The sequence below is a fragment of the Cronbergia sp. UHCC 0137 genome, assembly GCF_034932285.1.
In the GTDB taxonomy this organism is placed as follows: domain Bacteria; phylum Cyanobacteriota; class Cyanobacteriia; order Cyanobacteriales; family Nostocaceae; genus Cronbergia.
In genome coordinates this window covers 85,000-94,895 of sequence record NZ_JAYGHC010000003.1, presented here as the reverse complement: position 1 = coordinate 94,895, position 9,896 = coordinate 85,000, and the positions used below count along the sequence as shown (strand labels likewise).

The 9,896-nt window shown below is 38.7% G+C and carries 11 protein-coding genes; 9 read left to right on the top strand and 2 right to left on the bottom strand.

Features of this window, described 5'->3' with window-relative positions; translation table 11 throughout:
• Positions 1 to 780: 780 nt before the first annotated feature.
• Positions 781 to 933 (top strand): hypothetical protein, encoded by a 153-nt coding sequence (locus tag VB711_RS02055; RefSeq protein ID WP_323284012.1) that lies wholly within the window; start codon positions 781 to 783, stop codon positions 931 to 933.
• A gap of 19 nt (positions 934 to 952) precedes the next feature.
• On the opposite strand, the gene VB711_RS02050 is transcribed toward VB711_RS02055, so the two are convergent.
• Entirely contained in the window at positions 953 to 2,344 is a 1,392-nt protein-coding gene (locus tag VB711_RS02050) for a 1-acyl-sn-glycerol-3-phosphate acyltransferase (protein ID WP_323284011.1), read from the bottom strand.
• Between the two features lie 83 nt (positions 2,345 to 2,427).
• On the opposite strand from VB711_RS02050, the gene VB711_RS02045 reads away from it, so the two are divergent.
• The 8 genes from VB711_RS02045 (at position 2,428) to VB711_RS02010 (ending at position 7,168) form a co-directional block, all read left to right on the top strand.
• Positions 2,428 to 4,236 carry a proline--tRNA ligase gene (locus VB711_RS02045; RefSeq protein WP_323284010.1) on the top strand — a complete coding sequence of 603 codons (1,809 nt, stop codon included), beginning with the start codon at positions 2,428 to 2,430 and terminating at the stop codon, positions 4,234 to 4,236.
• A gap of 47 nt (positions 4,237 to 4,283) precedes the next feature.
• Positions 4,284 to 4,385 (top strand): element excision factor XisH family protein, encoded by a 102-nt coding sequence (locus tag VB711_RS02040; protein ID WP_323284009.1) that lies wholly within the window; start codon positions 4,284 to 4,286, stop codon positions 4,383 to 4,385.
• An 18-nt stretch (positions 4,386 to 4,403) separates the two neighbouring features.
• Positions 4,404 to 4,739, top strand: a complete 336-nt coding sequence (locus tag VB711_RS02035) for a XisI protein (RefSeq protein WP_323284008.1) — start codon at positions 4,404 to 4,406, stop codon at positions 4,737 to 4,739.
• 115 nt (positions 4,740 to 4,854) lie between these two features.
• Positions 4,855 to 5,136 carry a UPF0175 family protein gene (locus tag VB711_RS02030; protein ID WP_323284007.1) on the top strand — a complete coding sequence of 94 codons (282 nt, stop codon included), beginning with the start codon at positions 4,855 to 4,857 and terminating at the stop codon, positions 5,134 to 5,136.
• Positions 5,133 to 5,285, top strand: a complete 153-nt coding sequence (locus tag VB711_RS02025) for a hypothetical protein (protein ID WP_323284006.1) — start codon at positions 5,133 to 5,135, stop codon at positions 5,283 to 5,285. Before VB711_RS02030 ends, VB711_RS02025 begins: the two co-directional genes overlap by 4 nt.
• On the top strand, positions 5,285 to 5,485 hold the full coding sequence (locus VB711_RS02020; protein ID WP_323284087.1) for a DUF3368 domain-containing protein: 201 nt from the start codon (positions 5,285 to 5,287) through the stop codon (positions 5,483 to 5,485). The genes VB711_RS02025 and VB711_RS02020 overlap by 1 nt, the downstream gene beginning before the upstream one ends.
• 500 nt (positions 5,486 to 5,985) lie before the next feature.
• Positions 5,986 to 6,819: a type I methionyl aminopeptidase gene (gene map / locus VB711_RS02015; RefSeq protein WP_323284005.1), complete on the top strand. Its 834-nt coding sequence runs from the start codon at positions 5,986 to 5,988 to the stop codon at positions 6,817 to 6,819.
• 151 nt (positions 6,820 to 6,970) lie between these two features.
• A complete protein-coding gene (locus VB711_RS02010) occupies positions 6,971 to 7,168 on the top strand; it encodes a DUF2283 domain-containing protein (RefSeq protein WP_323284004.1) in 198 nt (65 codons plus the stop codon).
• Positions 7,169 to 7,237: 69 nt separating this feature from the next.
• On the opposite strand, the gene VB711_RS02005 is transcribed toward VB711_RS02010, so the two are convergent.
• The gene (locus VB711_RS02005; protein WP_323284003.1) at positions 7,238 to 9,418 is read right to left on the bottom strand and encodes a transglycosylase SLT domain-containing protein; all 2,181 of its coding nucleotides are present in this window, start codon (positions 9,416 to 9,418) and stop codon (positions 7,238 to 7,240) included.
• Positions 9,419 to 9,896: the final 478 nt, after the last annotated feature.

Below are 9,896 nucleotides of genomic sequence, written 5' to 3'. Positions count from 1 at the left end.
GGGTAATCAGATCACTTTAGCAAAAGCGGGGGTGAGGTTCTTCTTGATTGTTGGGGAACTGAATAAGTTTGATCTAACGGCATTATCAGGGTTTTACGTTAAGTTGACACCAATGAGCATTGCTAAACCCCTACGATAAATATAGTTTCTCCACCAATACCTTGTCCAAATCGAAAAAAGTCTTGCTACAAAGCGGTCTTTTCTGACCCAGGTTGGGACGGTCTACCACTTCTTCTAACATACCTCTAAGATACAAGGTTGGGTTGACGCAAGGAAACTCAACAAATGCGTCGGGTTGCGCTATCGCTTAACCCAACCTACAGACTACAGACTGATTTACGCACTTACCTATTTCGTATTTCGCATAGCGAGAAAATTTTTTGTCTGAATCAGGATATCCAGAGGTTATGTTTAGTGGTGCAGCGAGGACTTAGCAGATCTTTGCACTCTTGCACTTTTCTCTTTGCTCTTCTTTCCTTTTCTCTTCTTCACCTTCGCACTAGGCGATAATTTTTTTGTCTGAATCAGGATAACCAGGATTAGAGGATTTACAGGATTGTAATTTGATGGTTGATAGATGAGATTCATATATTTATTCTTCCATCTCACTTCATCAATATTTACTTTTCTCTATACTAAATTATTAACAACTAACCAATAATCAAACAGTCACATCCTGTACATCCTGATTCAGACATTTATTTTCTTCTTTGCATCTTTACTCCTTTGCGCGAAATAAAAACCCAATAAACTAACAACTAATCCCCCTATTTATACATAATGAATAACCCCCATCAACAACTACTCCAACAAATAGACCTCATGCTTCGCGCCCGCTATCCCCTACTATATATAGTCGGAGTCGAAGAAGAACCAATAGAAGAAGTCCTCCAACAACTCACCCCAATATCCCAGACACCAAGCCATACATAACTAGCAAGTTGGGTTACTATCATTCCTCACATACCAATCTCTCCAATATCTGCTGTAAATCACTTGTTAACTCAGATACGGCTTGTCTCGCACCGACACGACTGTTTTTATAACCTGGATAACGTTCAGTAACAGATATGGGTTTACCCACGGTAATTTTTACCCGTTGTTTACCTAATTCTGGAAGTTGTAAAGGATTACCACCTTTAATTTTTCTGACCATATCTGATAAAAGTAACGTAGTTTCGGCAAATCTTTCCACTGTGGGTTTATCGCGGACATAACTACCAGAAACAGCGACAAAATTTTCTACTAATCTCATGTGCCACATTCGCGCATAAGCTTCTTCGGCAATTCTATCACCCAAGGCTTTTTCAATGGGAGATAATGATTTAATATCTTTAAAATCTTCTCTAAATATGTAGTTCCAACCTGCTTGTTCTACTCTTCTACATCTATCAGTCCAATTACCTCTGGATGATAAATCAAAATACTGTTCAGCAATAAATAAAGCTACATTCATCACAGATTGTAACCGATAAGCCAAGGCTTCATTTCTATCTGTAATTTCCCCGGAAGTAATTTTTTCATCTGGCAATTTTTGATGATAGAAACGGGTGTAAAACTGCTCCATGATGGATAACAGATGTTCAGCTAAAGTTAACAGTCGGGGATAAAGGGATTCTAAATCTGCTTTAGTTTCTTGGTTGACAAATAAACCACTTGCTGTTTCTAATTCAGTTAACAGATTAGCGATCGCACTCCAAGGTTCATTAATATAACTATATTTCAACCCAACTGGTAAAATGAAAACTTCCTCACTGCGTCCGGCTTTGTGCAAATCTTCCGCACACCAAAACCCAAATTGGGCGATACCCGGTTCTAAAGGACTAACAATCTCAGATAAGCCATTTGTAGCCCCTTCCGGTGCAGCAACCATCGGAAACTGACCATTAAGATACAAATCTCGCACCGAACGCAACCCCGTCCAATCCGCCTTACCCCGTTGAATGGGAGTCCCACCTAAATGAGCAAAAAGCCAACCAATATGTTTACCAGCCCATAACGGAATGCCGCGATCATATATAAAATGGCCATGAATCGGATGTTGTAGCTGTATACCCTGTTCCCGTGCTACCTTGGGTACAAGTTGGGAAAGCAAATGAGCTAAACAAAACGGATCATCGGTTTTAGGATGTCGAAAGGCCAGCATAAAACGGATTTTACCTTCCTGAAATTGGCGGTAAAGATCCACCAAATCCTCTACATTTTCCCCCTCAATTTGACTAATCGCAGTTTTCCAGTTAATCCAACTGGGTAGCAAAAGATGAACAAATTTTAACAAAACAGGGTTAAAGGCTGGCGGAATAAACTCCAGGGGTGGTTGTGCTTGATAAATTACATCTGACAAGGTAGTTTTCTCCTCAAGCTACATGAAAATATTTTAAACTTAACTGATTTTAGAAATTAGCGATTTCGTAAAGGTAAAAAACGATGCGACTGTCACAAATGTTATTTGTTACTCTCCGGGATGATCCAGCAGATGCGGAAATTCCTAGTCATAAACTCCTACTCCGCGCTGGTTATATCCGTCGCATTGGTAGTGGTATTTATGCTTATCTGCCCTTCATGTGGCGGGTGTTACAGAAGGTTTCCCAAATTGTGAGGGAAGAAATGAACGCCACCGGCGCACAAGAATGTTTGTTACCTCAATTACAACCTGCTGATTTATGGAAGGAGTCGGGACGTTGGGACACCTACACTAAAGCTGAGGGTATCATGTTTTCGCTGGTTGATCGTCGTGAACAACAATTAGGACTCGGACCAACTCACGAGGAAGTAATTACAACCGTTGCCCGTGATATGATTCGCTCATATCGGCAATTACCTATACATTTATATCAAATTCAAACTAAATTCCGTGATGAAATTCGTCCCCGTTTCGGGTTGATGCGTGGACGGGAATTTATTATGAAGGATGGTTATTCTTTCCATGTTGACGAGGAAAGTTTAAAAGCAACTTATCAGGATATGTATACCGCTTATAGTAATATGTTGCGGCGTTCTGGTTTGGCTTTTCGGGCGGTGGAAGCTGATTCTGGTGCAATTGGTGGTTCTGGTTCAACAGAATTTATGGTGTTAGCAGATGCAGGAGAAGATGAAGTTCTCTACACTGAAGATGGGAAGTATGCAGCGAATGTAGAAAAGGCTGTTTCTTTACCTGCTGATGCTGAAGTTTCACCTTTTAGCAATTACGAAAAATGGGAAACGCCAGGAACGGAAACTATCGAAAAAGTTTGTAGTTTCTTGAAATGTTCTCCCACGCAAATCGTGAAAAACGTTTTATATCAAACTGTGTATGATAATGGTTTGACGGTTTTGGTATTGGTAATTATTCGGGGTGATCAGGAAGTTAACGAAGTTAAATTGCAAAATGAATTAACGAAATTAGCTCCCAAATATGGCGCGAAAACTATTCTGACTTTAACTGTACCCAATGCAGAAGCACAGGAAACATGGAAGGCGAAATCTTTACCTTTAGGTTATATTGCACCTAATATTGGTGATGATTATATTGCTGGAAGTAAACAAATTAATTCTCAGTTTGTGCGGTTGGTGGATAAAACAGCCGTTGATTTAAAGAACTTTGTGACTGGTGCAAATGAAACTGGTTTTCACGTCGTCTGTGGGAATTGGGGTGAGCAATTTAAGTTACCTGAAACTATAGTAGATATTCGTAAGGCTAGACCGGGCGATCGCTCTCTACACAATCCCGACCAAATCCTACAAACAGCAAGGGGTATCGAAGTTGGTCACATCTTCCAATTAGGTACAAAATACTCTCAAGCGATGGGTGCAACTTATACCAGCGAACAAGGAGAAGAAAAGCCTTTAGTAATGGGTTGTTATGGGGTTGGTGTTTCCCGGTTAGCACAATCGGCTGTAGAGCAATCCTACGATAAGGATGGCATAATTTGGCCGATAGCGATCGCTCCTTATCATGCGATCGTTACAATTCCTAACATCAAAGATGCCCAACAAATCGAAATAGCCGAAAAACTTTACACAGAACTCAACAAAGCAGGTGTAGAAACCTTACTCGATGACCGTGATGAACGAGCAGGTGTTAAATTTAAAGATGCAGATTTAATTGGGATTCCCTTTAGAATAGTAACGGGGAGAGCCATTACAAATGGTAAAGTAGAAGTAGTAAAACGCGCCACCCGTGAATCTCAAGAAATCCCCATTGACGAAGTTGTAAATACATTGCAACAGTGGATAAAAGACGCAATAGAAGGGTAAAATAAGACTTGGTGGGGTGGGCTTCTAGCCTGCCCTAGTTACAAAACATGGCTAAAGATAAATTTCACAATGCTGTCAAAAATGCCTTCATTAAAGAAGGTTGGACAATTACAAATGACCCATTATTTATGCAATTTGGAGGAGTTTGAAGAGGAGACAATATATCAATGGATAAATTAGAAAAATATCGGAATTACATTGAAAGCATCCTGCAAGAATATAGTCAATTTAAGCCATCTTATGGAGATGTAGAATTACAGTTACTTCTTGACAGAGAACATAACCATTATCAGTTAATGACTGTAGGTTGGAATAAAGAAAAACGTATTCATGGAATTATGCTACATATTGATATCAAAGATGGAAAAATTTGGATACAACATGATGGAACTGAGAGGGGAATTACTGAAAATTTGCTAGAATTAGGCGTGCCTAAACAAGATATTGTATTAGCATTTCATTCACCAACCAGAAGAAAATATACTGATTTTGCCGTGAATTAAAATTGTGCAGCTTCACATAAAATTTGATCACTCAGCTATTATATTGTATAATTAAGTGATATAGATTAAACTGACGGAAGGAAACCCAACATTTTCCAAAATTAGGAATGATAAAATGGCTACAACAGAAATCAAATTTACCCTCACCTTACCCGAAGTCCCAGAAATTCATCGTTTAGAAGCAGAAAAAAAAGCCAAAGAAGCATATATCATGACATTATTACGTCATGGAGATATTAGTGCTGGACGTGCAGCAGAACTATTAGAGATTAAATATTCTTCACTTTCTGACTTAATGAATAGTTACCAAATATCTCCCTTCCCCACACAAACAAAAGAAGAACTACAACAAGAAGTTACTCAAACATTAGAAATTTTAAACCGTTATAAAAAGTGATTATTGTCTCTGATACCACACCTTTAAGTGAATTAGCAAAAGTCGGACAACTTAATTTACTGCGGGATATTTTTGGTAAAGTTATTATTCCGCAAGAAGTTTATAATGAGATAACAACAGGAACTCATCCAGCAGTTACTTTAGTCTAATAGATGATTTAGATGCTAGACGAGTTGCTTTATCTAGAAAGTTAAAAATTATTGGGACAATTGGCATTTTATTAGTAGCAAAACAACAAGGTTTAATTTTTAGTATCAAAGATATTTTAGATGCTCTGATTGCACAAGGTAAACATATTAGTTCCCGACTATATCACGAGGCTTTATCGGCTGCACAAGAATTATCTTAATCTTTAAAAATAAAGATGACTAGAGATTAAAAATCCTGTTTATCTTATAATCTTAGGAGTTACTCATTGACAGAATCTATTACATAAGATAAGGGTTATGGATTTTATCTCTTGTAGGGTGCGTCAGACCCGATAATTTGGCACAAAACAGATTTTTTCTATCTGACGCACCGCACTGATTTAGATGAAGTCAGGTGCGTCAGAATCTGAAAGTTAGTGATTTTAGCCTAAATTATTCTGTCTGACGCACCCTACAGACTACAAAATAAAGCCTGAAACTAGGCAATTTCGTTCATACATATCATCTTCATTTTGTACAATGCGTAAGTCCTAAAAATTATCAAGAAAGGTATAAATTTTCCAACCCCCACTGATTATTATTTGTGCTGATTTTGTAGAAAATAAGTTAACTTAAAATATAGAATAGATATATTTTCGCAATTAAGCTAGAAAATAAATTGACATTTCAGCCATAAAGCACCAGCCATTATTAATTTCCCATGAACATTTTCAGTAACTTGCTGTCTCAAAAAGCTCAACCTCAACCCCAACCTGCAAAACGACAACGCCGAGGAATTGAAATTAAATCAGCCCGTGAAATTGAGATTATGCGACAATCATCTAAAATTGTGGCTACAGTTCTCAAAGAAATTTCTGAGTTAGTCAAACCAGGAATGACAACGGCTGATTTAGATACTTATGCAGAAAACCGTATCCGCGAAATGGGTGCAACTCCCAGCTTTAAAGGATATCATGGTTTTCCCTGTTCTATCTGTTCTAGCATTAACAATGAAGTTGTCCATGGAATTCCTAGCCGTAAGAAAGTAATTCGGGTTGGTGATGTATTAAAAGTAGATACAGGTGCGTATTATCAAGGTTTTCATGGTGATTCGTGTATTACAATTCCTGTGGTTGATGTTACCCCAGAAGCAGCTAGATTAGTTCGTGTGGCTGAAGAAGCACTTTTTAAGGGGATTGAACAAGTTAAAGCTGGTGTACATTTAGCTGAAGTGGCTGGTGCTATTGAAGATCATGTAAAATTTAATGGTTTTACTGTGGTTGAAGAATTTACTGGACATGGTGTAGGGCGTAATTTACACGAAGAACCTGCTGTTTTTAACTATAGATGTCGTGATATACCTAATGTTAAACTTCGTGCAGGAATGACCTTAGCAATTGAGCCAATTTTAAATGCTGGTACCAGGTTCACCCGCATTTTATCTGACCGTTGGACGGCTGTAACTGTTGATAATGCTCTATCTGCTCAGTTTGAACATACGGTGTTGGTGACAGATACAGGTTATGAAATTTTAACTGATCGCTCACAACTTTAACAACCCCCCTCCTCCTCTCCACACACAAGCGATCGCTAATATGGAATCATTACTATATTCTAAATTAATCAGGGTGCGGGATTTTAAGCGAACTGACAAGTCAGTGCTTGCGCTATCGCTCACAATTTTAACAACAAATAAAAGCAAGTGAATGAAAATTCAATATTTCGCAGATAGCGATACTCTCCATATAGTATTTTGCGAAAAAATACCGAAAGAAACGCGAGAACTAGACGAAAATACATTGCTGGATTTAGATGAAAATGGAGAACTTTGCAGTATGACAATTGAACACGCAAGAGAAAGGGTGGGAATTTCAAAGATTGAGTATCAACAAATTCCCGCATAATAAATTATTGCACCCGATTAAAACAAGAGGTTTATTCTAGGAATACTTGACAACAGTAAAACGCAGTTATTACTTTGTCGCCTTTTCTCCTGAATACTGGGCTACCATAGCGGAAATTTCGGGATTGTATAGCCGCAAATAATTCCAGTAATTACCAAAAACTTGTCTAACATAATCCCTGGTTTCATTAAAAGGAATTTCTTCGACAAACTCATCTGGATCTGACTTTGGCATAGTTCGTAACCATTTGGCAACATTACCAGGTCCAGCATTGTAACTAGCGATCGCTAACATGGAATTATTACCATATTGTTGATGAGTATGATCTAAATACCAAGTACCTAACATAACGTTATCATTGGGATTTTCTAAATCAATGGTTTTCATATCCATATTGATTTGCGGGGCTATCCATTCGGCTGTAGTTGGCATTACCTGCATTAAACCAGTTGCACCCACCACCGATTTAATTTTCGGTTGAAACCGCGATTCTTGACGCATTAAGGCTGTAACTAACAAAGGATTGAGTTGACGAGAAATAGACCATTTTTGAATTTCTTTAAAATAGGGAAATGGATAACGCGCTTGCCAATAAGTGATTTGTTGACTCAAAGCCTCATAATCAGCTTTATCTGCTGGTGTTTCCCGATCTTCTAACTTAGAAATTATGTCAATACCTGCTAAATTTTCTCCCTTTGCCAACCTCATTAACCCTTCTGTAAATTCTTCCGCTACTGTAGGCTGAGATTTTTTCTGAAATTCTGTTTCCCACTCAAACCAAGCATCACGATCTTGTCCCAGTAAATACAGTTCTTGAAAAGTGTTTGAACCTGCTGGAGGTACGGGACGCTGCGGTGGAACTATGGGGGGATTGATTAAACGCAGATTATTAAAATTACCCACATTTAACCCTAAAATACTGGCAGAACGCCACGCATAATAAGAATAGGGGAATTTACTAAGCACGGCTTTGTATGCAGTGGCAGCTTCTTCATTTTTACCTAATAAAGTTGCCCATTTGCCTACCCAAAACCCGGCTCTGGGAGCTAAAATACTCTTGGGATTATTGATGGTAATTGGTTGCGCCCATTGCCAAGCCCCTGAATAATCATTAGCTTTGGCTTTAGCTTGGGCATTTTGCCAACGAAATTCCGCCGCTTGATCAGAGTTAGTGTATTCACCTAGCAAAATTTTCCAAGTAGCCTGGGCAGCTTTTTGATCTTTGAGTGCTTGTAACAGTTTGGCTTTTTGTACCAATGCTGCTGGTGCTTGTTCAGGAAAATTACTGATAATTTGGTTCAGATAAGGTATGGCTGCCTTACCTGGAGTCATTTCTGCTAATCGCAGCAGGGCTATTCCCGTTTCTGAGGCTGTGGGGAATAATTGTACCAGTTGTTTGTATTGAGCGATCGCTTTATCTCGTTCTTTATTTAACTGTAACCCTCTGCCGATGCGGTAGAGGTTGCGGGCTGTTTTTGGTGCTTTAATATAAGCATCCTTGGCTTTGGTAAATTGATTATTTTTCCAGTAGGTTGTACCAATTAATTCCCAATCTGCGGCTGTGAGTTGGGGCTGTTTCACCAATTTGTCTAATACACCCACAATTCCCGCTTCTTGAGATGCGTATTTAGCTAAAATCAATCCTAACTTTGGCTGATTGGGATTTTTTTGTAAGCGTTGACGAATGATTTCCCAGGTGAGAGGATGGGAAGGAAATTGAGCGATCGCTCTATCTTGTAGGGTTGGTTGAGCAATCAAATAAATGGCTTTAACTACTGCTGGTTCTTGGGGATATTCTTTTAATACTCTTTGCCTTAAATCCGAAGCCTTGCCCTTTTGACCAATTATATCTTCTGCTTGGGCTTTTTTTAGCAAAATATAAGGAGCTAAGGCAGGATAATCATTTTCCAATCCTGTCAATAAAGTCAGCGCCTTTTCCCCTTGGCTAGTTTCGATATAATCACTCGCCAACAGATACCGCGCTCGTTCCCGATCTGGTGAACTGCCAGTTTTAGCAATTTCTGCTAATTTGGCGGCTCTTTCTGGTACACTTTGAGATACTAGAGGAAAGACCACCGACTGAGCTTTATTCACCTCAGATAGTTGTTCAGTCTGATTTTGACTGACATTTAACCATTGAGTGATGGTTTTGCCCGCTTGTGGTGCTGAAGCCATAGCCCCAACTAAAAAGGCGCACAGTCCCGCCCCAGCAATCAGATAAATTTGTTTTGTCTGTAGTTTCTTCAGCATGGATACTTGCTGTTTGCCTAGCGTTTTGCAGAGAAAGTTGCCGATCATTTCCCTGCAACTCTAGCACTACTATCAAAGAATGTTATCACTTTTTAGTTAAAGATTTGGGGCTGTTTGGGTGAAAATTCCCAAATTCGCTCTCCATCAAGGGTTTCATGGTGGTATGTTTTCTATTTTAGCATGGCGGAGATAGATGCGATCGCTAAAGGAAACAGGGAAGAAGGCTTTCAGTATGTACTAAGGTACTGAGTTCCCTATGGCTACACCACGCAACAAGCTATTAAAAATCAAATAGGAGTCCTATATTCAACCGATAAATCAAAATCATACTTACGATAGAAGCATTATTAATAATAATAAGTAAAGTAATACTAATTATTATATTTCAAACCAATTTTCCAACTAAATAACAAGTACGGTTATTGCGATTTAACTTAGCTATAGAACCGAACCTCCTAAAAATTGAACTTAGTGTTAT

Excerpts from the sequence above, each read along its gene's own strand:
- map (WP_323284005.1), top strand. The coding sequence starts at position 5,986 with ATGAACATTTTCAGTAACTTGCTGTCTCAAAAAGCTCAACCTCAACCC.
- VB711_RS02035 (WP_323284008.1), top strand. The coding sequence starts at position 4,404 with ATGGATAAATTAGAAAAATATCGGAATTACATTGAAAGCATCCTGCAA.
- VB711_RS02010 (WP_323284004.1), top strand. The coding sequence starts at position 6,971 with ATGAAAATTCAATATTTCGCAGATAGCGATACTCTCCATATAGTATTT.
- VB711_RS02005 (WP_323284003.1), bottom strand. The coding sequence starts at position 9,418 with ATGCTGAAGAAACTACAGACAAAACAAATTTATCTGATTGCTGGGGCG.
- VB711_RS02045 (WP_323284010.1), top strand. The coding sequence starts at position 2,428 with ATGCGACTGTCACAAATGTTATTTGTTACTCTCCGGGATGATCCAGCA.
- VB711_RS02040 (WP_323284009.1), top strand. The coding sequence starts at position 4,284 with ATGGCTAAAGATAAATTTCACAATGCTGTCAAAAATGCCTTCATTAAA.
- VB711_RS02055 (WP_323284012.1), top strand. The coding sequence starts at position 781 with ATGAATAACCCCCATCAACAACTACTCCAACAAATAGACCTCATGCTT.
- VB711_RS02030 (WP_323284007.1), top strand. The coding sequence starts at position 4,855 with ATGGCTACAACAGAAATCAAATTTACCCTCACCTTACCCGAAGTCCCA.